This is a genomic window from Pinisolibacter sp. DMC100 (genome assembly GCF_056313705.1).
On sequence record NZ_JBQUZT010000008.1, the window covers coordinates 14,662 to 36,701 of the forward strand.

The 22,040-nt window shown below is 64.0% G+C and carries 12 protein-coding genes; 4 read left to right on the forward strand and 8 right to left on the reverse strand.

Features of this window, described 5'->3' with window-relative positions; all coding sequences use genetic code 11:
* Window positions 1-133: 133 nt before the first annotated feature.
* The 6 genes from ACT541_RS18725 to ACT541_RS18750 form a co-directional block, all read right to left on the reverse strand.
* Window positions 134-3,781 (reverse strand): ORC-CDC6 family AAA ATPase, encoded by a 3,648-nt coding sequence (locus ACT541_RS18725; RefSeq protein WP_476138623.1) that lies wholly within the window; start codon window positions 3,779-3,781, stop codon window positions 134-136.
* Window positions 3,774-4,919 carry a hypothetical protein gene (locus ACT541_RS18730; protein WP_476138624.1) on the reverse strand — a complete coding sequence of 382 codons (1,146 nt, stop codon included), beginning with the start codon at window positions 4,917-4,919 and terminating at the stop codon, window positions 3,774-3,776. Before ACT541_RS18730 ends, ACT541_RS18725 begins: the two co-directional genes overlap by 8 nt.
* 200 nt (window positions 4,920-5,119) lie before the next feature.
* Window positions 5,120-7,003: a response regulator receiver domain gene (locus tag ACT541_RS18735; protein WP_476138625.1), complete on the reverse strand. Its 1,884-nt coding sequence runs from the start codon at window positions 7,001-7,003 to the stop codon at window positions 5,120-5,122.
* Window positions 6,984-9,947, reverse strand: coding sequence for an ATP-binding protein (locus tag ACT541_RS18740; RefSeq protein WP_476138626.1), 2,964 nt, complete (start codon window positions 9,945-9,947; stop codon window positions 6,984-6,986). The genes ACT541_RS18735 and ACT541_RS18740 overlap by 20 nt, the downstream gene beginning before the upstream one ends.
* Entirely contained in the window at window positions 9,940-11,220 is a 1,281-nt protein-coding gene (locus ACT541_RS18745) for a DNA cytosine methyltransferase (protein WP_476138627.1), read from the reverse strand. The genes ACT541_RS18740 and ACT541_RS18745 overlap by 8 nt, the downstream gene beginning before the upstream one ends.
* Window positions 11,217-11,420, reverse strand: a complete 204-nt coding sequence (locus ACT541_RS18750) for a MerR family transcriptional regulator (protein WP_476138628.1) — start codon at window positions 11,418-11,420, stop codon at window positions 11,217-11,219. The genes ACT541_RS18745 and ACT541_RS18750 overlap by 4 nt, the downstream gene beginning before the upstream one ends.
* A gap of 738 nt (window positions 11,421-12,158) precedes the next feature.
* Between ACT541_RS18750 and ACT541_RS18755 the strand changes: the two genes are divergently transcribed.
* Genes ACT541_RS18755 through ACT541_RS18765 form a run of 3 tightly spaced genes read left to right on the forward strand, consistent with a single transcriptional unit; the run spans window position 12,159 to window position 18,750 of the window.
* The gene (locus tag ACT541_RS18755; RefSeq protein WP_476138687.1) at window positions 12,159-15,194 is read left to right on the forward strand and encodes a TerB N-terminal domain-containing protein; all 3,036 of its coding nucleotides are present in this window, start codon (window positions 12,159-12,161) and stop codon (window positions 15,192-15,194) included.
* Window positions 15,191-16,510 carry an ATP-binding protein gene (locus tag ACT541_RS18760; RefSeq protein WP_476138629.1) on the forward strand — a complete coding sequence of 440 codons (1,320 nt, stop codon included), beginning with the start codon at window positions 15,191-15,193 and terminating at the stop codon, window positions 16,508-16,510. The genes ACT541_RS18755 and ACT541_RS18760 overlap by 4 nt, the downstream gene beginning before the upstream one ends.
* A gap of 5 nt (window positions 16,511-16,515) precedes the next feature.
* Window positions 16,516-18,750, forward strand: coding sequence for a DEAD/DEAH box helicase (locus tag ACT541_RS18765; protein ID WP_476138630.1), 2,235 nt, complete (start codon window positions 16,516-16,518; stop codon window positions 18,748-18,750).
* A 262-nt stretch (window positions 18,751-19,012) separates the two neighbouring features.
* Here ACT541_RS18765 and ACT541_RS18770 read toward each other — a convergent pair whose 3' ends face one another.
* Complete coding sequence (locus ACT541_RS18770) at window positions 19,013-20,203, reverse strand: MFS transporter (protein WP_476138631.1); 1,191 nt, start codon at window positions 20,201-20,203, stop codon at window positions 19,013-19,015.
* A gap of 104 nt (window positions 20,204-20,307) precedes the next feature.
* Window positions 20,308-21,159: a DMT family transporter gene (locus ACT541_RS18775; protein WP_476138632.1), complete on the reverse strand. Its 852-nt coding sequence runs from the start codon at window positions 21,157-21,159 to the stop codon at window positions 20,308-20,310.
* 217 nt (window positions 21,160-21,376) lie between these two features.
* Here ACT541_RS18775 and ACT541_RS18780 point away from each other — a divergent pair, with 217 nt between their 5' ends.
* Window positions 21,377-21,865: an Lrp/AsnC family transcriptional regulator gene (locus ACT541_RS18780; RefSeq protein WP_476138633.1), complete on the forward strand. Its 489-nt coding sequence runs from the start codon at window positions 21,377-21,379 to the stop codon at window positions 21,863-21,865.
* Window positions 21,866-22,040: the final 175 nt, after the last annotated feature.

A 22,040-nucleotide genomic window follows, 5' to 3' on the forward strand; every position in this document is an offset into this window, starting at 1 on the left:
ACGGCCGCGGTGCGTCGAGTGAACGCTCCGCACTTCGCCACCTGATACGACAGGCAGGCTCCAGCCAACTCAACTTCGTCCTCATCGCCGCTTTCAATCTGTGGACGACGGCCTGTCTTATCAGAAGTCAGTATCATAGACGGGCAGAGTGGATTCGAAATATACGTGTATCTCCAACGCCAGTTGTAAAGCGTTGGCGATCGAAAGCTGTCGGCGACACGTACCAAGCCTGATTCACTCTATACGACGCACAGAACGCAGCCGCTGCCACGGTCTGAATCTTGTTTCCAGTTAGGCCTATCTCGAAATTCAGCCCGTCCCGGATAGACCAAGCCTCGTAACGCTCTGCCAGTGCCTGGAGAACGGCGGCAGGATCACTAGTGTTGCAGGTCCGGATATTACCGCTATCTTGCCCGCGTACAGCAACCTCGGCGGCAATCTGCGCGATTTTGGTGCGGGAATTCTGCTTATCACTTACCATCACCTCTATGAGGTCATAGTCGCGCTCCTCCACAAGTTGAATCAGCCGTTCGTGCTTGGGGGATGCGAACGCAAGGAGCCCTCGCAGGCGTGTGCCATCGGAATCATCTGGCAACTGCGGAGTACAGCGATAGGGTCCGCCTTCGCCGGTCAGGACGCCTTTGAGGGATAGCAGAAGCTGGTGATAGTTGTCGGAGGTAAATGCATTTACGACCTCATCCAAGTCGGCCTCCAGCGGGAAGTAGTGCTCGGCAGCAGTATAAGCGACGTCGACGCCTTTCGACCTGATCAACGCTTCCCGGACCAACTGGAAAATCGCTGGTTTGGCAAGGCCAGTGATATCTATGACGGATCGCTTGCCGAACGAAATCGAGCCGCAGTTGAAGAGGTCTGCGTAGTCGATAATGCTAACATCGGCCCCCGACTCTTCGGCTAGCTGCAGTATATCATTCGTGTGCCCGGGCTCGGGATAGCGCAGAGCAACAACGTGCCGTGGCCGGACGGCTGCGAGCAGTCGGGCTGCCGAGGCTTTGGTGCGTTCTTCAAACCCCAGGGCGAGCATCACTACCGTGTCAATACTGCTTCCTTCAAGCTGCGTTAGATCTAGCTCTTCAATCGCCGGCAGGGGCAGATGTACGTCCTTGAGCAACCGCTCGGTCGTCGTCAAATCCTTTTCTTCGGGAAGTGTCGGCGTGGGTAGTGCAAGGTCCAACGCACCCTGGCGCGCGATAGACCGCGGGAGGGCAGCAATAGGGACTTTGACTTCTTCGGCGTAATCGCTGTGTTCGGAATCCGGTCGTAGATTCCTCATCAGGATCGCCTTGCCATCCGCGGGCTTCGAAAGCCATTCCTCAAGGTCTTTTCCAGAAAGCTCGAATCGGTCGCGCTCCGCCAAACCGATGAAATTCACAAGGCCGTAAATCTTCCTGAAGGTGAGCTTGAATTGTTGAGTTGGGTTCGAGTCGCGCGTCTTGGTGCGAGCCGCGCCGCCAGTGAACACGAACACGCCAGCGTCCACCAGCTCACGCAGCCGCGCCATCTGCTCGTCTCGGTCGCCAGTGGTAATGCGAACATAAATGCTCGCGTACTGCCTGAGGCGCCGCCGTCCGCCCTGCCGTCCGGACTGGATCAGCAGCTCGTGGGCGGCCTCCGCAAAAGACTGGGCGACCGCCTTCAGGTGTCCCTCCCGCCGGTCGAGAAGGTAGAGGTGGCGGGAACAATAATCTTGGAAGACGTCATTCTGAACGTCATCCGGAACTGGGATTCGTCCCCCAGAGCGCGTGAGCATGTTCTCATAGATGGTAATAACACTTCCGATATCCCCGACGCACACAGCCGTCAGCGCCGTCAGCCCTCTATATACTCGCTTACGATCTCTGGAATCCGGCTTTGAGCGTGCGATGGTTTCCGCGATCTGTTCACGCGAACCCTCTCCCAGAACCTCAGATGGACGACCGCGGGGATGGCCCGGATAGAACTTGGCCCTTTGCTGTAGTATCATTTCCACGAACGGTTTGCCGTCGCGTAGCTTCAGTCGCTGATTGACCTCCTCACCAAGGTCGAAGGTGGCAAAATCTCGCCAGTGCGCGGCCGGATTGACGGTGCCGGGAGACTTGAGGCTGAGGAAAATGGTCTGCGCTTCGGAGGTCATCTTGAAGGCGCAGTTCGGGTTCTGAAAGATCAACGCGGAAAGCACATCCTCGACACGATCCGGCGCCATGTAGCGGGTGGAGACGTCGTCGAGCAGGAACAACACCTGAGCCGAAGCCCATAGCGCCGACGTGCCTCGCACGGCTTCGGCAAGATTGGCGAACGCGTTGGCCGGATGCGTGGCCAATTGGATCTTACTGTCGCTGCGGCTGAGTTTTACCAGCATGCCGCTGAGGTGCCGCCCAAGCTGCTCGACGGTCGCCAGTTCCGCGCCAGCGGGGCTCGGATCGAGAGCGGCCAGGACGGCTGAGAGGAGCACCGCCTGAGCGTCGTGTCTGACCTTTTCCGGGGAAATGTCAAGCAAGTGCGCCAAGGCTCGAGCGGCCTCGAGCGCATAAGCGACAAAGAGGCGTGGAAAGAGGTCCCTAGTCTGTGACTCCGTACTCTGGCCCACGTTAAGGAGGCGCTGCGCCGATACGAAAAGCCCTACATAGTTGTCTGCTGACAGGCGAGTCATCACGTCCGCGTCTGTCTCATCTGCATGCCGCGCTGCACGCGCATGGAACTGCACAGCGCGAAGCAGCAGAGTCTTGCCGCAGCCGCGCATCCCGGTCATCACCAGCGGGCCAGGCGCACTGATCCGCGCGAGCCATGCGCCTTCCGGATCGACTAAAAGCTGCGGCACATGCCAAGCGTCCAGCGTCTGAGCGTTGTACGAGGCGTTAAAAGTCTTCAATACAAGCGGATTGCGCCAAGGTCGCCAGGGCTCAGACGTCTTGAAGTACTGCTCCTCGATCAGATGAACAAAATCGTCGGCATCTGGAGTTCGTTGGTTCTCAAGCGCTGGAGCGATGCTCTGGGCAATCATTTGAAGTGCGTTTGCCACGCGGCTATCGAGATCACTGATGGTGTCAAGTTCTCGGAGCAGAACTTCCACCAGTGCCTGAACGTGCTGGGCGATCCAATGCAGATCTCCCAGATAACCGTTCCCAGATCTACGATCAGGCGCAACGGAACCCAGGTCGATTGCCACGACCCGCACGGATGGGTCCATCGCGCCCTGGCGGTACCTCCCTGGCGTTAGCCGCTCGACGATGATGTTTGAGGCGTGGAGGTCGTTGTGATTGACCAGCCGATTCTCCAGTTCGGCCTTGAGCCGGAAGAGGTCTGCGGCAATCTGGGCCGCCGTGCCCGCCAGTAGCTTCTCTCCCTTTGTAAATAGGTCGGAAAGCGGCACCCCCTCAACGTAGTCGAGCACAGCGACGTGGCAGGGTGCGGAAAAATCTCCGAAGACGACGTCCGCATCGAAGACGTCGGTGATGCCAACCACATACTCTGCGCCGTCAGCCACTTGCGCATGACGCTCGCTCTCGGCGTTGAAGTCCTTCTTGAAGAAGGTGTAGAGGGATGTCGGGCTGACCTTGAGGACATGCTTAGTTTTCAGTGCGCCGGTCTTTTCTGCAACGTAGGTGCAGGCATAAAATCCGCGACCTAAGGGCTTTATGATCCGATACGAACCGATGGTTTGAGGCGGTGCGCTCAGGGGGAAACCGAAAGGCCGGTTACAGGTTGGACAGCACTGCTCGAGTGCCTTTTCTGTAAAGTCGCCCGCTGGGCAGGCAAAACAGCAGAACTTGGCCAATTCAGGCATTGATGCACTCCACTGTCTGCTCGCCTTTTGGAGGTATTATGTGAATACAGTTGCCTAAACGCGCAACGAAGGTGTTGCGCATCTCAGCGGGACAACGCACACTTGCCACCGGCTCCCCAGCCTCGACGAAGGCGCCGGGCTGGGCAAGCAGTCTTATGCCCGCGAGATCCGGATATGCCGTTTCCTCGTGAGGTTCGCCTTGGAATGCCGTGATGGTCGTTCTGAGAAGACCTAGGTCATAACGCACTCGGCCTGGCGTCTTCGCGATGACTGCTGGAAAGTGTGCTGCAGCGGTGCTTCTCACCACGTTATCGAAAGCATCGGGATCAGCACCCTGCGCTTCTAGATTTTCGAAGAAGTGGTGTGCCAAAGCGGCCCGCGGAATAGGATGGCGGTATCCAGTGGTTTCGGCAGCGATGAATCGGCACTCCTCTACATGCTGCGTTAGCCAGGCCGAATCCTTGCCCTCAAAAATCGTCGACAGGGCCCAAAGGGCTTCGCTTCGCCCAACGTAAGGCTGAAAAGGAACCGTTGCGTCGGTTAGGAAACATGATGACTGGATGCTCAGGCAACGGCTGACCGAGATGAATCGCTGTGCATGCCGTCGGGCATTGGTCTCGTCGGCTCCGAAGTTTCCGTGCGGCGCCACCCGCACATCAAGACCGACGACGCGTACAGAGGCGGCCAATTTCTTCGCGAGCAGACTCGCGATTACCAAAGGCCACAACGCTTGGGCCGCATTGATTTGGCGATAGTGGAAGAACTCTCGATCCAAGGGCGCGAATTCACCCCCAGCGTCGAAGTGCGCGTAGCCACAAGCGGCCAGCACTCTTTCAATCCGGTCCGGTTCCAAAGATGTGCTGTAACCACGAACCTGCGCAAGGACGTCCAGCCCGCCTGCTGGGCGTCCGAGAATGCCCAGCTTAGGAACCAGGAACCCTGCGGCGCGGAGGAACAGCGGACAAAGCAAGGTGGACAATGAGGTCGGACCACCGGTAGACGGCACATCAGCCGTTTCTTCCCGAAGCGCGAGATGCCGGCCCGACGCCGCCATCGTGCTGGCAAGGTCAGCGATCCATTCGTCGGACACATCGGGACATGATGCGTCCTGGACCCACTGCGCGAAGTCAATCTTCATCTACGACCTTGGCGAATAGGTATTGAAACTGCCGCGAATCCCCGTCAGCGACCATGCATCATAGCGAGCTTTATGCCGGACGTACAACCTTTCTAGACTGCTTGCTTATCTCGCCTATCGTCCACGTCTCGGTCAAACTTTGTGGGGCATATTGCGACCTGCGTGGGTATGGCCAAGAATAGTGCGCAAAAGTGAGCGCGCTACAGGTCAATGAAATCGACGCCTACACGCGACAAGTGTTGACCGGCCGCCAGTAGAAAACGGGTGGCGAACGTCCCGCGGAGCTGTGCGACTACCGTGAACGCGATGCCTCCACCATTAGCAACGACCGCTTCTGGCTCTCCGGCCTCGGCCACTGGCTCGGTAGTCGCGTTTGCTCGTGTGGTCTCAGAGATCGTCTCCACTGTTGCTTCGATCGTTGGTTCCGCCGCCGTTGTGTGCACGGCTCCGTCCGCTACCGGAGCGGCTGGAATCATAGAGGAAGCGAACCATCCGGTCAGCACTGGCGCGGCCGCACCTTCGCGAACCACGCCCGTGCCGTTTGGAAGTAGAACCACTTTCAACGAAGGCTGGCGATTGAGCGTATTCAGTGCCGTCAGAACGGCGGGCCCATTCTCCGTGTTAATCACGATGTGCTCGCCTGTCGAATACTTGTTTGTAGACGATCCTTTGCTCAGTCGGATCAGCTGTAGAAGCACTGGTCCGGTTTCCCTCGGTTCGAGGTCGCAGGCAGGCGAGACGCAGAGCCAGTAGTCGCTCGCCCTCGATCGCAGGACCGAGCCGGTCGTGATGTGCCCGCCACGGAATTCGTCGGAGATCATGAAGGCATTGACGGCGGGCAGCACCTTTTCCTGCCATTCGCATGTTGCGTCGGCGGCGACGTGTGCCAGTTCCCTGGCACGCACGTGCCGGCTGGTCTCGTCTGGACGCGGAGCACCGAGTGCAGTGGACAACCGCGCCGAGAGCATACTCGTCGCCGTCTCGGTGATCTTCACGTGCGTAGCCAGACGGCGGCGGATGAGGTCGACGAACCGGTCGATGAGGCTCTGGGCAGAGCCTGCTACTGCGCCCGCCGCCATTTTGCCGGCAGCCGCATCGTTGGATTCAAGCAGATAGAGCCCGAGACCGAGGCAGAGGTTGTCATCCAGCCAGGCCTCGTGGTCGGTGACAGCCTCAAGCTCAAGGGCGTTTTGGATCTCTGACAGAACAAGGCGATAGAAATTTGGGCGCCATGAGCGCAGGGCCGAGCCCACCCGGTTCCAGACGTAGGTTCCTTCGTCCTGGTCGTCTCCCACCTTCTGCTTATCGACGACCGCGACGAAGCAACTTCCACAGTGGATCCACATCGTGCTGGCGTCGGCTATGTTGCAGCGAAGTTCGAGAACCGGCCCCTCAGAGGGCGTGTGGCCCTCCGAGACAAGCTTGATCCAGTTGCGCGCGACATGGTCCGTCAGGGCGCGTAGGTTCTTCAAGTGGATTTCGGCGTCCAGCATGGCGGCCTTGAGATCGTCCTGCCAGGGCGTCTCGCCGTGAGCGAGATATGCCACGAGACCGCCCGCATCGATCTCGCGGAACTCCTCCCTGGCCAGGATCGCTCCCGCCTCGCCGAGTACTGCCGCCGTAGGAACCAGCTTCGGGTTGGGAGGCGCAACACCCCGCATGGCCGCCGCTGCCGATAGGGCGACTTTGCTCAGTGCATCGTTCGTGTAGAGGACTACCAGATTGAAGTGAGCCGATACGGCGAGGTGTCGAAGGATCTCCAGGGCAGCTTTGGGACCATCCGTACCCAACTGGTAGTCGAGCACGACCAAATCGCTCTTCCGCACCTTGTCGATCAGATCCAGGTCGGTTTCATCTGGCTTTCGCCAATTCTCGATGTCGCATATAAGCCCGCGTTGGTGGAAGAAGCCGTACAGGTTGACCGCCCGTCTGACCTCCCTGAATTCATCCTCCACAGTCGCGCTGCGCATCTGGAGATAGGTCGGAAACTGGTCGTCGATGAGCATGGCGGTTCGGATCGCATCGTCGCGAAAGCTCCGCACCACTGCGTCGGCGTAGTCGGCGTCAAATTGCGCCGTTTCCATCGCTCACCCCCCGAAGTTCGATAATGAAGTTGGCGCCCGACAAGACGTGGGGATCGGAGTCCTCGGCGTAGCGTATCGAGTGACGCCCGGCCTCGAGGTTCACTCGGCTCAGATACAGCCCGACCCCTCGACCGGACGAACGTTTCGTGAAAAAGAGCTGGAACAGACGCCAGACGTCGTCGCGATCGACGCCGGGGCCCGTATCCGCGACCACTACCTTGCCTTCGATGAAGTCGAGCCGCACGACCCGCACCGGTGACCGGGCCACCCAGTAGACGGCGTTGTTCACTAGGTTGATAAAAACCGGAAGGATCCGAGATCGCATCTCGGTGAAGCGGATCGCGTCGAACGTCGACGTCGTCTCGAACTGGACCTTATTGTCTTCGAAGGTCGAACCGAAGAATTCGCGTACGTATTCACCGATCATCCGACCCGTCATGGATTCGCGGATCCGTGCCCCGGCAAGCTGTAGGGGCGACAGGAACCGCAGCTTCTCCGTCAGGGCCCTGTGCGCCTCGAGCGCCTGTCGGTACGCCTTGCTACCTTTCACTTCGGCTGGAAGCATCTCCAGGTTTCGACTGACCTCGCCATCGAGCGACTCTAGCTCGTGACCGATAATCTCCACCGTGATTCCGAGCTGGGCGACGGCGTTCAGATCTCGGACTCTCCTATCGAGATCCTCGCGATCCTCGTCGACCGCGGCCAGAGCGGTCTCCACGTCGACGCCTTTGACGATACTGCCGACGTTGCGGATGATCGGGCGATAGCGCTCGGAGAATTCCGTCTCCAGCTGGAGACGGTTCGTCTCCAGCAAGGCCAGGACGTCGGCGAGATTCGTCGCCTTTGTGACGCCGCGAACGATTGGAGTGGTCGCCCGTTCGTAGCGGGTGTGGTCGTCCGCCAAGTTGGACGTCCATTGCTCCATCAGGGCACGGAAGCCTTCGCGCACCTCCCTCTGATAGCCGTCGAGCAACGCATCGATCGCTTTGCGATGACGCAGCTGCGCAGCGTGGGCGACCTCATTCGGCGATGCAGCGCCTTGGGCTGCCTCCATTGCTCGGAGGGCTTCCTCCGACTGCCGGACGAGGTTGGTTGCCTCGTCGATGTCATCGCGCAGTGTGCGGTAGGTCTGCTCGGCATCGCCGAGATTGCTCGGGACGTCGAGCGGCGTCACTTCAGCGATCTCCGCGCGAGTGAGCTCTAGTTCGCCCCTAAAGAATGCAAGCGCCTCGTGGTCGGAGCGGATAGCCACGTCGTTGAGCTTGTCGGCCACACCGTGGATCCGTTGGCTGATCGAAGGCATTCGAGCACTGGCGGCAGCCAGGTACTCCCGGAAAGCCGACTTCCGGGCCTTGCGAGCTTGATCTGCCGCCTTCTTGCCCTTCTGGTTACGCTTTTGGGCCTCGGCGATGCGTTCGGCCCGCTCCGGCGCATCGGTACCGAAGTAGTCCCGCGCGAGTTTGATTAGCAGGTCCTGGACCAGAAGCCGAAGCTCGCGACTGGCGCGGTTTTCGACCAGACCCTCACGGCCGGCCTTGTCGCGGAGGCTCGGGTTGTCGGATCTGGTGAAGGCTAGGCGGCCGAAGCTTCGCCGATGAGCCCAGAAGTACCGGCCAGCATGCTTCTGGCGGGTCTCCTCGAGTGAGAAGAAATCCGCATCCGCTGAGCCATATGGCATGACTCGCAGCCCGTCGCGATAGACCCGTACGCCGCCGTATTTGTCGACCTGATCCGCCAGGTCCTTGTGGCGCCGGGCATTGTGGCTCGAGTTGGCAGCAACTTGTTCAAACGTTCCAATAGAGAACTCGAAGGGCCCGGGCCGATCCGTCCGCGCCCTGGGGAGCGGTCGCTTCGGCTGAATGATCCGCTCGCCCAGGTCTTCACCGAAGGCGCGGACGGCGCCTCGAAACACGCCGTTGGCGTCGAACTGCCCCTCGACCGTGTGCTCTAGCTGGTGGAAATCATCCAAATCGAACCCGTCTGTGGACGACAGGACGCGTCGCGGCGTCTGCCCTCGGAAGGTGAGGACCTCATAGCCGAATTCGACAGGGTGGGAGGTCAGAGTATCGGTGAAGCCCGTCAGGATGTCGGTCAGGCGTTCCTTGACGGCTTTTGCCTCCTCATCCTCGTGCGAAGCCTCCAACCACACGGAAAGCTCGTGGTGGGCGCCGAGCAGGTAGAGGGCGGTGCCCTTGGCCGAGATTTCAGCGGTAACAGGCCACTCGTCGAGGTGCCGTCGTTGAAGCGGCATCTCCTTCCAAAACTCGATGATCCGCTGAGCTGTTGAGTTCTTGCCCTCCGCCTTTTCCTCGTCGGCATACCGCTGCCATTCCTCGGTCAGGATGCGGGCACCACCCTCTCCGACAGGACCGAGGTTGCTCAAGACGACCTCGATCATCTGTGGCAGCTCCGCGAGCACGTCCGCGCGGTCCGAGAACGTGCGGACGGGAATGACGATTTGATCGAGCGCAAGAAATGGGTTCTCGAACAGTCGCCAGTCGACGAGGACGGCCGAGGTGCGACCGCCCTGCTGCTGGGACAAGACCAGTGTCGCCGGCGCCAGGAAGGCGGCGGACAACCGCCCGATACCCTTCTCGCCCTGCCGCTGGCGGGCAGGGCCTACGAAATCGGCTGGTGGAGGCGGGGGCGGGCCGTCGACCTTGGACTCAGTCCCAATCACCAGCCATCGGTCGACGAAGTCGGACGCCGACATCCCGACCCCGTCGTCAAAGACCGCTGCCACGACCATGGCGCCGTCGAAGATGTTGAGGGAGACGTTGGTCGCGTAGGCGTCCCAAGCGTTCTTCCAAAGCTCGCTCACCGCCGTCGGCGCGTCGGCGATCTGGCCGCGACCAAGGTGGTCGATCGTCCGCGCCCGCGTCTTGAATGAGACATTCGAAGCCGACGGTGCGGCCGCGACTTGGGGGGCGGGGTCCTTACCCATGTGGAGCAGTCGACGCGCCTGCGGGCGGCGCGGCGTCCTGGACGTCAGGCCGCGCGATGGAGGCGGCGAGGTAGCGGGAGAAGAATTCCGCGAGCCTTGGAGGCACAGCGTTTCCAATCATGCGCGCGATCGGCTCGATCATGTCTGTGGGATAGAAGACGTAGTCGACGGGAAACGACTGGAGTACCGCGGCCTCGCGCAGAGAGATCCCCCGCAGCTGTTTGACGTCGAAATGACCGAACCGCCCGTTCGAGATGCTGTGGCATTTGGTGGTGATTGTCGGCGACGGCCGATCGGGGCTCATTCGTGTGTAGACGTCGGTAAAGCACCGCGTGTGGAGTTTCGCATTCACTTTGCGATGACAGGCGAGCGACAGGTCGCCATCCGGAGTGTCCTCCATATAGATATTCGACGCGCCCGGCAGCGCCGCAGAAAGGCGCTTCAGATTCAGGTCGCTCAACGATCGCGTCTTGTGGTTCGGGATCTTCGGATCCGTCGCGCCTGCCGCCAGCGCTGGGAGGTGGCCGATTGCCGCCTGGACCGTCTTGACGACGTTGTCTGGGGCCGCCTCGGGCACGACTAGCTCACCTGGGTCACCCGCGGTGAGGGACTCAGGGTTCGCCAGCTCGCGCCGTACAGCGACCAGGATAGAGCGCCGTCGATACTGAGGAACACCAAAGTTGGACGTGCAGACGACCTTGCTTCCTGTCACGTAGCCGAGCCGTCTCAACCGCGCCTTGAAGTCATCCCAAACGCCGCCGTACTTCGGGTCACCAATACCCTGAACGTTTTCCGACAACACCATCTCCGGCTGGAAGCGCTCTACGAACTTGGCTGCCTCAGTCAGGAGATTGCTGTCGCGCTCGCGACCGGCTTTGCGGGCCTCGCTCAGCTCCTTGCGAGCGAGCTTCGTGAAGGGTTGGCAGGGCGCGCAGATGGCGAAGAGGAGCGGCGTGCCCGGTACGCGACTGCGGTAGTGCCCGATCAACCGCTCAAGGTCACCCTCCAACTCGGCGTGTTCGCCGTCCGGATAGGCGTCGGTGGAGGGAAAGATGTCCCGCCTCAGAAACCTCGGGGGCGCGTAGTCGATAGTCGCATTCGAATTGTTCTCGACATAGGTCTCCCGGCAGCGAGTGTCCTTGTCCACGCCGGCGATAACATAGCCGCCTGCGTCAATCAGTCCGCGCGTGGTCCCTCCTGCGCCGCAGAAGAAGTCCACGGCGAGAAAGTCCGGGCGCCGCTTGATGACGTCTCTTTTGGCCAGGCTGGTCATTCCTGCCCCCCAGCGGGGTGGGTGGAAACAGCGATCGCTCTTATACGAGCGACTTCGTGTTGATCGAAGATCCGCCAGCCATTCCGATCACGCCGCGCGGCATCCGCGATCTTACCCAGTTTGATCCACCGGAGGAGGGTAGGCTTCGATATACCCGCAGCTGCCGCAGCTTCGGCAGCGTGCATATGATCAACTCGCATTGTGGAACCCTCAACTGCGATTAAGTATAGTCAACAATGATTGCGGGAACAAGACCGTCTCAACCGCTAGAATCGACATCAGGGGGCCACTCGCTGTCAAAGTCGAGCCTCGTCGAGGATTGTTCAGCAAGACCTAGATCCTCAGCACGAGCCGGGAGCTGACGAAGGACAGAAGGACGACCTACATCGCGTTACCCACTGCGGGCGGCTTCTGGCGCATTCGTCTACTCGGTCAGACACGCCCGTTCGGGACTTCCATATGATCGACTAAGCGCCTCAAATCGGAAAGAGACCCGGCGTTTCTATATAGGTCTATGGTTCACATCCCCGACGAAGGGACACACCGTCGCCCACGCACCACTCGGCTCCGGCGAAGGAGACGGCGCAGTCAGGTGGCAAGCAGCATTTCTCGTCACGGCCGCATTCGAGGGCGCCCGAGCCTTCACGAATGATCGGTCGATGCGGACCATGGTGACGTTGGCGATTCCGGCCACATCTTCCGAATGCCGATGAGCGCTCTTGCACTCCTCTTCGCCGGCTGCTCATGTACATCCGAGAGATGTAGGTGGGTGCTTTGCAGTGATTTGTCTCGGTCGTTTTCGAACCGTATTCCTCATCTTCGCCTGCTTGCTCACTTCGGCTGTGTTGGCCGCCGAGGAGAAATCGCGCATCGCCTCGTCGATCGAGGTCCAGCGCGCCCTCTCGCTGCGGGGGCACGACGTCGGCGCCGTCGACGGCGTGTGGGGCAAACGTTCCGACAGAGCGCTGCAGGCCTTTCAGCGGGCCGCCGGCCTTCCAGCGACCGGAATCGTCGATCGAACCACGCTGCGCCTGCTGATGCCCGAACGCTTCGGCCTCGACGCCGAGATGAAGGTGGCGGCCGATCAGCGGACCGAGCCCCTCCTCGACCGGACCAACGGCGACCTGGTCACCCTCCTGCGGCTGTCCCTGACCGGGATCGGGCGCTGCAGTATCGCTGACGTCGACACGACCAAAGTGGTCGAGCGTGTAAAGGGCCGGTTCGCGGATCGATACGACGAGCTGCGGACGATCATCGAGATCGCCGCCGATCGAGAGGTCACCGGGCGTCCCTTTCTCGACGATGCCCATCGCTCCCGATCCTGTCCGGAGTGGGCGACGATGGCGGCATCGTTCGGCCTCGTCTTCGAGAAGCCGGCCCCACCGACGACTCACGTCTCTCCTCCGGCGGCCATGATCGCGCCACCCGAGGTGCGGCCGGCACCGATCCCGCCGAGCCCGTCCCAATCGACCCCGTGGGGTGGTCTCGCCTTCATCGGCGCGCTCGCCTTCGCCGGGGTCGTCTGGTGGCTGCGGCGGACGACCCGTGCCGTGGTCGGCTCGGCTGCGACGGCTTCGGCGGAGCCGGATCGCCGACCGGTCGTCGCTACGGAGGTCGCCCAGCCGGCGGTCTCCGTCGGAGCGCCGGCTGATCCTCTCGCGCAGAGGCTCGACGAATACGGCCGGACGCTCGACGAGGCCCGGCGGCGACGAGAATGGTATTCCGGCGGGCGCGCCGAGGGGGAGAAGATCGTCGTGGCGACGATCACGGCCTCTACCGACGAGCCGATGCGGCGGCAAGAGCAACGACCGACATCCGGCCTCGCCACCGAATTGGAAGCGCACCGACGTTCCGTCTTCGAGGTCCTCCGCACCCCCTCCCCGAAAGGGTCTCCCGCGATCTGGATCCCCGAGGGAACGCCGGTGACCATCGGTTCCCGATCGGTTACGCGGGGGTCGATCTGGCTCGGCGGCACGTTGCCGCGCCGGGGCGACCGCTTCACCAACGAGAACTGCCTCGTCGACCCCGCTCTGCCGATCGCGACGCGAGTCGATCCGAGCGAGCTCTACCTCCCCTACTGGCCCTCCTATTCGGACCTCTCCCCCTCGGCGCGGAAGGTCTACGTCGACTGGCTGGCGAGCGACAGATCGGACCCGACCACCGAAATCGGCTTCGTCTTCCTGTATTTCTACGGTCTCGAACGACGCCTGATGATCGATTGCCCGGCATCCGATCGTCTGCCCGTTCGCCGTGAGGTGAAACGTCTGCTCGACATCCACGGCACCAATCACTCGTTCCGTCGGTATGCGACGACGTTGCTGAGATCCGAGGCGATCAAGGCCGAGGGCGTCACTGCGGACCTCTGCTGGGATCCCGACGCTTCCGGTTTCGAGGTTCCCTTGGAAATCCTCGTCGCCCTCGGTCGACGGGTCGCAGACGGACAGCCGATCGAACCGGACCTGCTGCTGGCCTTCACCAAGACCCATCCAGAGACCAACGTCCGCACACCCGCCAAGCGAGCCCCTGCCGAATTGCGAGCGCTCTTCGCCGACGCCGTCGCGAAGACCTTTCCCAAAGGCGTCCGGGTCGGCGGAGCCTCACGCATTCGCCGGCTGAAGGCGAGCTATCGCGCTGCCAGTGGTTCGTTCGAGATCGATCTCGTGACCGCCGAGCACGGTCTTCCCGACATCTCCGGTCTCGCCGAACCGATCGGCACCGCCCGTCGCCTTCTCGAGGACTGCACGACCGCGCTCGACGCCTACAGCCGCGAACTCGGGAAATCCCCCGGTCTCGTGCCGACCCTGGCCGCCGTCGCCAGACTGCCGGCGCTCCTGCGCCAAACCCGCGCCGAGGCCCTCCCGGGCAATCCTCTCGCCGTCTTGCGGGACCTCGCGCAGACCGGCGACCCCGTCACCGCGCGCGATCTGGCCGCGCGTCTCGGCCTCGACACCGGCGGATCGATCGCCAAGGCGCGCCTGCGCGATTGGGCGGCTCTCCTCACCAGCCTCGGCTTCGGCGTCACCTTCGATCCGCTCGCCGTCCTGCGGCCGGTGAAGGCCGATGATCCGGCGGTCGTCTTCGCGCTCGAACGAGACGACGGCACCCCGGCTCCCCCCGGCGACGCCTTTCGGATGGCTCAGCTCTCGCTCGCCCTGGCGATGATGATCGCACTGGCCGACGGCAGCTTCGATCCGTCGGAGCAGGCGGGCCTCCTGGCTATGATCGCGCACACCGAGGGGCTCGAGCCCGACGAGCGGCGGCGTCTGATCGCCGAGATGAAGGTTCAGATCGCCGCGCCGCATGGGCTCGCCGATCTGAAGGCGCGGCTGAAGGCGGCACCGGCGAGTGCTCGCGAACAGTTGGGCCGATCGCTGATCGCCATCGCCGGGAGTGACGGCATCGTCGAGCCCCGCGAGGTCGCGCTGCTCGAAAAGCTCTTCCGACAACTCGACCTCGACGGTGCCTCGCTCTACGCCCAGCTGCACGGCAACGTCGTGTCGATGCCCGTGGCTTCGCCGAAGGCGACGCCGGACCCGCAAACTCCGGCGGTCCCCCTCTCTCGCGCCACGGCGCCGGCATCGCCCGGCGGCATCGACCTCGCTCGGCTCTCCGCCATCCGTCGCGAGACGGCGGGGACGGCATCGGTCCTCTCGCAGATCTTCGCCGAGGACGAGCCCGATGTGGAGGAGATCGCCGCGCCGCCGCCAGACGTCGCCGGCACCGACGACGAGGGCGACGACGGGCTCGACGGTCGCCATCGGGCCCTGCTCGCCGAAATCGTCGAACGCCCGGAGTGGCCGCGACGCGATTTCGAACAATTGGTCCGCAATGCCGGCCTGATGCCGGGCGCGGTGATCGAGGTCCTCAACGACTGGGCGCTCGACCGCTTCGAAGACGTCCTCATCGAAGGCGACGACCCGATCGTCGCCAACGCCCACCTTCTTCCCGAAACCCGTTCGAGTAGCCCCGCATGACCCCGAAGCCGACCATTCGCCCACGTGATCGCGACACCATCATCAATGCCCTCAGGGCCGGCGTCGTTCCGCGCATCGGCCTGCAGCACGTGCAGGTCGGCCGCCAGCGCGAGATCGAGGCTCTGGTCCGCGACGTCGACCGCATCGCCGAGGGCGGCGCCGGGATCCGCTTCGTCATCGGCGAATACGGGGCCGGCAAGACCTTCTTCCTGTTCCTCGTGCGGCAGATCGCCCTGCAGAAGAAGCTCGTCGTCGCCCAAGCCGATCTCGGGCCGGATCGCCGCATCCACGCCACCGGCGGCCAGGCCCGCAGTCTCTATGCCGAGCTCGCCAAGAGCATCGCGACTCGAACGGCGCCGGAAGGCGGGGCCCTGAAGAACATCCTCGAGAGCTTCATCCAGAAGACGACCGAAAAGGCGGCCGCGTCCGGCAAGACCATCGAGGCGGCCATTCGCGAGGCGCTCGCCGACATCCGCGACATGGTGTCGGGTTACGACTTCGCCACCGTGGTCGCCGCCTATGCCCGCGCCTACGAGGAAGGCAACGATGACCTCCAGGCCGCCGCCCTGCGCTGGCTGCGCGGCGAATACACCACCAAGACCGAGGCGCGCGCCGATCTCGGAGTCCGCACCATCATCGACGACGCCTCCTTCTACGACGGACTGCGCCTGATCGCCCGCTTCACGCGGCTCGCCGGCTTCGGCGGCCTGCTGGTCTGTCTCGACGAGCTCGTCAACCTCTACAAGCTGCAGAGCGTGCAGGCGCGGAAACAGAACTACGAGCAGATCCTGCGCATCCTCAACGACGTGCTCCAGGGAACGACCGAGGGGCTCGGCTTCGTCCTCGGCGGCACGCCGGAATTTCTCTACGACACCCGCCGCGGCCTCTACTCTTACGAAGCGTTGCAGTCGCGGCTGGCGACCAACGGCTTCGCCGTCGATGGTCTCGCCGACTATTCCGGCCCGGTCGTCCGCCTCGCCAATCTGACGCCCGAGGAACTGTTCCATCTGCTCGAGCGCCTGCGCGACGTCTTCGCGGCCGGCGATCCGGCCCGCCACCTCCTCCCCGACGAAGCCCTGCACGCCTTCATGGAGCACTGTGAGAAACGCATCGGCGAGGCCTATTTCCGCACCCCGCGCAACACGGTGAAGGCCTTCGTCGATCTCCTCGCCATTCTGGAGCAGAACCCGGGGACCGACTGGCGCGACCGTCTAGGCGTCGTGTCGATCGCCGCCGACCCCGGGATGGTCGAAGATCTCGCCATCGTCGGCGACGACGGCGATGACGACGACGCGCTGACCGCCCTCAGGCTGTGACGCTCATGGCGGCGCTCGATCGTCTCGCCGAACCCGTCCGCCGCTGGATCTGGCAGCAGAACTGGACCCGCCTGCGCGACGTCCAGGACAAGGCGATTCCGGCGATCCTGGCCGGTGGCGACGTGGTGATCTCGGCGCGCACGGCGGCCGGCAAGACCGAAGCGGCTTTTCTGCCGCTGCTGACCCGCATCGTCGCGACCGGCGGCCCCGAGACCCAGGGGTTCGCCGCACTCTACGTGGCGCCGCTCAAGGCTCTGATCAACGACCAGTATCGTCGACTGGAGTCCCTCTGCGAGGCCTGCGCGGTGCCGCTCCATCGCTGGCACGGCGACGTCTCGGCCGAGGTGAAGAAGCGCGTGCGCGATCGACCGACCGGCATCGTCCTAATCACGCCGGAGTCGCTGGAAGCCACCCTCGTGCGCCGTGGCCGCGACGCACCGCGCCTCTTTCGCGATCTCGAGGCGATCGTGATCGACGAGTTGCACGCCTTCATCGGCTCCGAACGCGGCATGCAGTTGCAGTCGATCCTGACGCGGATCGAAGTCGCGGCAGGTCGCGAGCGGATCGACCGGATCGGCCTGTCTGCGACCCTCGGCGACATGGGGTTGGCGGCCGAGGCACTGCGGCCGCGCGGTGGCGATCACGTCACCCTCGTCCACGGCGACGATCCCGGCAACGGGCTGCGCCTGCAGATTCGGGGCTACGAAGTGACCAGGACCGACGCACGTACGACGGCGGCACTGGAAGTCGAGGATGAGGACGCCCCTCCCCCCGAGCCGCCGCCCCTGGTTCCGCCGAGGCTCGCCTACGATCTCTTCCGTCTGCTGCGCGGCAAGACCAATCTGCTCTTCGCCGGCTCGCGCGACCGCGTCGAGATCTACGCCGACACGCTCCGAGCGATGTGCGAGGAGAACGCCCTTCCCAACGAGTTCTTCCCCCATCACGGCAATCTCGCCAAGGCCGCGCGCGAGGATCTCGAGATCCGACTGCGCGACGACCCGCGCCCGACGACCGCCGTCGCCACCACGACGCTCGAACTGGGCATCGACATCGGCGACGTCGATGCCGTCGCGCAGATCGGCCCGGGCGTCTCGGTCGCCTCGTTGCGCCAACGCCTCGGCCGCTCAGGGCGGCGCGCCGGTCGACCCGCCGTCTTGCGGATCTTCTCGCCGGAGTTCGCCGTCGGCCCGGGCGCCAACGCCGTCGACCGGCTGCACCTCGACCTCGTTCAGGCGATCGCGATGATCGTCTGCCTGGAGGAAGGTTGGTGCGAGCCGCCGAACCCGACGGGTCTGCATCTGTCGACCCTGATCCATCAGATCCTCGCCACCGTCTGCCAGACCGGCGGCATTCGCCCGGCCACCGCCTGGAAGCTCCTGTGCGACCGTGGTCCGTTCTGGACGGTGAGCAAATCGGTCTTCGCCGATCTCCTGCACGCCATGGCGCGCCCGCAGGCCCGCTTGATCGAGCAGTCGCCCGACGGGCTCCTGATGATCGGCGAGCAGGGCGAGGCCATCGCCGAGGCCCATGACTTCTATGCGGTCTTCGCCACGCCGGTGGAGTATCGGATCGTCCACGCCGGGCGCACGCTCGGCACCAAGCCGATGGACGTCACCGTCGCGCCCGGGCAGACGATGATCTTCTCGGGACGCCGGTGGCGAATCGTGACGATCGACGACGAAGCGCGGGTGATCGCGGTGGAGCCGACCCGCCGCGCCCTGCCGCCATCGTTCTCCGGCGATTGGGGCGGGGTGCACGATCGCCTCGTCGCGACGATGCGCGCCGTGCTCGCTTCGAGCGAGGTTCCCGCCTATCTCGATGCCGAAGCCTCGCGCCTTCTCGCCGAGGCGCGGTCGGCCTGGGTGGATCTCCGCCTCGCCGAAACCTCGATCGTCGCCGACGGATCGGGCGTGCTTCTCTTCCCCTGGGTCGGGACGCGCAAGCTCGAGACCTTCGCGCTCGCCTTGACCGCACGGGGCTTCGTCGTCGGAACCGAGCGTCACGCCGTCGCCATCGAAAATTGCGGCACCGATGGTATGCGCGCCAAGCTGGAGGTCCTGTCGCACGAGCCGCCGCCGGATGCCAGAACCATCGCCGAGCACGTCACCAAGCCCGAACGCGCGAAATTCGACGGCTTCCTGACCGACGACCTCATGAAACTCGTCGTCCTCACCGAACGGCTGGAGATCGGCTCGATCCCAACGACGGCCGCGCGTGTGTTGGGATCCGGCGAGGGATAGTTCGTCCAGCGCCGTCCCTACCCTCGTCCGATGACCGTTGCCGCGTTCGTCACGATTACACCCCGCCGCATTCCCCCTCTCCTGCCGCGAGCCCTGCGAGCGCCATCAGCGTCCGCTCGAGATCCGTCCTACTCTGGGCGCCGAGACCGAGCCGCAGGCCGGGATTGAGCGTCTCGGAGAGGCGTTGACGTAGAAGGTCCGCTCCGGTGCCAGTTCGGTCAGCGTCGGCAGATCCGGCGGCGTGAACAGCGAATGTACGGCGTCACCCCGCGCTCGCCCGTGGCGACCGCCCCAGAACGACCAACGCCACCGCCACAAGCCCCAAGGGCACGAAGGAGGTGGCGAGGACCATGGTCCAGCCCGACGCCGCCAACAGGCCGCCGGAGGACAGCGAGCCGAGCGTCATCGTGCCGAACACCAGGAAGTCGTTGAGCGACTGCACCCGCGTCCGCTCCTCGGGGCGATGGCACTCGAGCACCAGGGCGGAGGCGCCGACGAAGCCGAAGTTCCAGCCGATGCCGAGCAGGATCAGCATCCCCCAGAAATGCGCCACCTCGATGCCGGTCAGGCCGGTGGCGGCGGAGATCGCGATGAGAACGAGGCCGAGGGCGACGATCGGCACGGCGCCGAAGCGGGTGATCAGATGCCCGGTGACGAAGCCCGGCGCGTACATGGCGACGATGTGCCACTGGATGCCGAGGTTCGCCGTCTCCTGCGGCAGACCACAGAGCCGCATCGCGAGCGGTGCGGCGGTCATCAGGAAATTCATCACCATGTAGGAGACGACGCCGCACACCACGGCGACGACGAAGCGCGGCTGGCGAGCGATCTCGCCGAGCGGCCTGCCGCCGGCGATCTCGGCGCGGCTCGGCATCGGCACGTGGACGCCGGCGAGAACCAACGCGGAGAGCGCGGCGACCGCGGCCTGGCCGAGATGGGTGGCGGCGAAGAGGTAGGGCGGCCACAGATCCATGGTGTGATTGACGAGCTGCGGGCCGATCACCCCGGCGAAGACGCCGCCGGCCATGACCAGCGACATGGCGCGCGGGCGCCGCTCCGGGGTCACGCAATCGGCGGCGGCGAAGCGGAACGACAACACGACCGCGCCATAGGCCCCGCCGAGGAAGGCGGAGAGGCAATAGAGCCAGAACATCCCTTCGATCACCGCCACCATGGCGAGGAGCCCGGCGAGCACACCGGCCCCGGTGCCGACGAGGAAGGCGGCGCGGCGGCCGTGGCGTCGGGCGAGCGCCCCGGCCGGCAGCGTGGCGACCGCCATGCCGACGACGAAGATCGAGATCGGCAGGGTGGTCAGTGCCTTGGACGGGGCGAGGACGTCGCCGACGATCGCCCCCGTCGCATAGAAGACGGCGGCATTGGCCCCGGCGAGCGCCTGGGCGATCGCCAACCGCGCGACGTCACCGGTGCCTTTCTCGATCCGAATTGCGGGCATCGTTTCCTCGTCACGGCGGGACGCTGGGCATCGATCGCTCGGACGAGCGCTCGGACCGCCGGAGGTAGCAGGGCACGGGCAGGAAGGGAACCGTCATCGAGACGTCAGCGGCTCCCGCGCGGACCGGCGACGGCGAGAGCGAGGCCGGCCAGAATGAGCCCGACACCGGCGGCGAAGAGCCAACCGAGCGCATCGCCGAACATCGCGGCGGCAGCGGCGATGCCGACGACGGGCTGGAGATACTGCACGGCGGCCGCCGTCCGCGCCGGCACGGTGCGCAACAGGTGCAGCCACAGAAAGAGCCCGGCGACCGTCACCGCCATCCCGAGATAAGCGGCTACCACGAGACCCTCCGTCGTGAGGCGGATCGGCACATGCGCGATCTCCCACGCCGTCCACGGCAGGAGCGAGACGAAGCCGAAGACCGTGCTCCATGCCGCCACCGCGGCGGTTCCGAAGTCGCGGGTCAATTCCACGCTCCACACGTAGTAGAAGGCGATGGCGAGCGCCGAAATCAGCAGCCAGACCGCGCCGACCAACGTCGATCCGCCCGACGGCGCGGTGTCGCCGCCCTGCCCCGTCGCCACCAGCGCGATGCCGACGAAGGCGGCGACGAGCCCGATGCGCTGACGAATGGTCACCGCCTGCTTCAGCCGAACGGCGGCGAAGACCACGACGAACAGCGGGATCGTCGCCGAGACGATCGTGCCGACCGAGGCGGTCGTGCCCTCGATACCGAGGGTCTGCGCCACCTGACCGACGCCGATGCCGAGCCCGCCGAGCGCCGCGACGCGCGGCCAGGCGCGCCGGGGTAGCCGCCGGCGGGCTCCGAAGGCGAGGAGCAACGGCACCGCAATGGCGAAACGCAGGGCGGTGAGCGTCAGGGGCGGCAACGTCTCCAGGCCGTATTTGGTGATCGGGATCGACAAGCCCCAGATCACGGCGAGCGCCAGCATCCATGCCGCACTCGACGGGGTGACGCCACCGAACGATTCATGCCCGCTTCCCGCCGCCATCGGCCGCCTCTCCTGCTCGATCCTCTCCGAGAAGGATAGGCGAAGCGCCCCTTGCCTCGATTTCTTTTTCGGTGATCATATGCGGATCGATTGTGACATCGACCTCCATGAAGAGAAATCGAGAGGCCCAAAAATGCCGTCCGACTTCTCAAATCGCATGTCCTCCGTCGAAGCCTCCCCGGCGCTCGACGCCATCGATCGACGCATCGTCGCGCGTCTCCAGCGCGACGGCTCGATCGCCAATCAGACGCTCGCCGACGAGATCGGGCTGTCGCCACCCGCCTGTCTGAAGCGGGTGCGGCGCCTACGCGCGACGGGAATCATCGAACGCACTGTGGCGTTGCTCGCCCCGGCGGCGCTCGGGGTGCCGCTCTTGACCGTGGTGCGGGTCAAGCTCGACCGGCCGACCGAGGAAGCGATGGCGAGTTTCGAGGCGCAGATGAGGGATCTGCCCCGGGTGACGCAGTGTTTCACCGTGACGGGCGACATCGACTACGTCCTGCTGGTGCGCAGCCGCGACGTCGCAGACTATCAGGACTTCGCCCGCAAGATCCTGGCGACCGCCCCGGGCATCCGCGCCTACACCAGCGAAATCGTCCTGTCGATCAACAAGACCACCACCGAACTGCCGGTCGGTGACGGTTGATCAACGCCGGGCAGTCGGTTCGACCAGAGCGTCGCAGACGACCACCCATGCGCCACGAACCGCCGCGTCCTAACACTTCTTCTCAACTCGATCAGATCGGCAAACATACCGGCAATCGTTGCGCTCACAGTTGACATAAGCATCCTGTTTCAAACATGATTTTCCGGCAACGAAA

Bases quoted from the DNA above. Each gene is read 5' to 3' on its own strand.
- ACT541_RS18730 (WP_476138624.1), bottom strand. From the start codon at position 4,919: ATGAAGATTGACTTCGCGCAGTGGGTCCAGGACGCATCATGTCCCGAT.
- ACT541_RS18760 (WP_476138629.1), top strand. From the start codon at position 15,191: ATGACCCCGAAGCCGACCATTCGCCCACGTGATCGCGACACCATCATC.
- ACT541_RS18740 (WP_476138626.1), bottom strand. From the start codon at position 9,947: ATGGGTAAGGACCCCGCCCCCCAAGTCGCGGCCGCACCGTCGGCTTCG.
- ACT541_RS18750 (WP_476138628.1), bottom strand. From the start codon at position 11,420: ATGCGAGTTGATCATATGCACGCTGCCGAAGCTGCGGCAGCTGCGGGT.
- ACT541_RS18770 (WP_476138631.1), bottom strand. From the start codon at position 20,203: ATGCCCGCAATTCGGATCGAGAAAGGCACCGGTGACGTCGCGCGGTTG.
- ACT541_RS18745 (WP_476138627.1), bottom strand. From the start codon at position 11,220: ATGACCAGCCTGGCCAAAAGAGACGTCATCAAGCGGCGCCCGGACTTT.
- ACT541_RS18735 (WP_476138625.1), bottom strand. From the start codon at position 7,003: ATGGAAACGGCGCAATTTGACGCCGACTACGCCGACGCAGTGGTGCGG.
- ACT541_RS18765 (WP_476138630.1), top strand. From the start codon at position 16,516: ATGGCGGCGCTCGATCGTCTCGCCGAACCCGTCCGCCGCTGGATCTGG.
- ACT541_RS18775 (WP_476138632.1), bottom strand. From the start codon at position 21,159: ATGCTGGCGCTCGCCGTGATCTGGGGCTTGTCGATCCCGATCACCAAA.
- ACT541_RS18780 (WP_476138633.1), top strand. From the start codon at position 21,377: ATGTCCTCCGTCGAAGCCTCCCCGGCGCTCGACGCCATCGATCGACGC.
- ACT541_RS18725 (WP_476138623.1), bottom strand. From the start codon at position 3,781: ATGCCTGAATTGGCCAAGTTCTGCTGTTTTGCCTGCCCAGCGGGCGAC.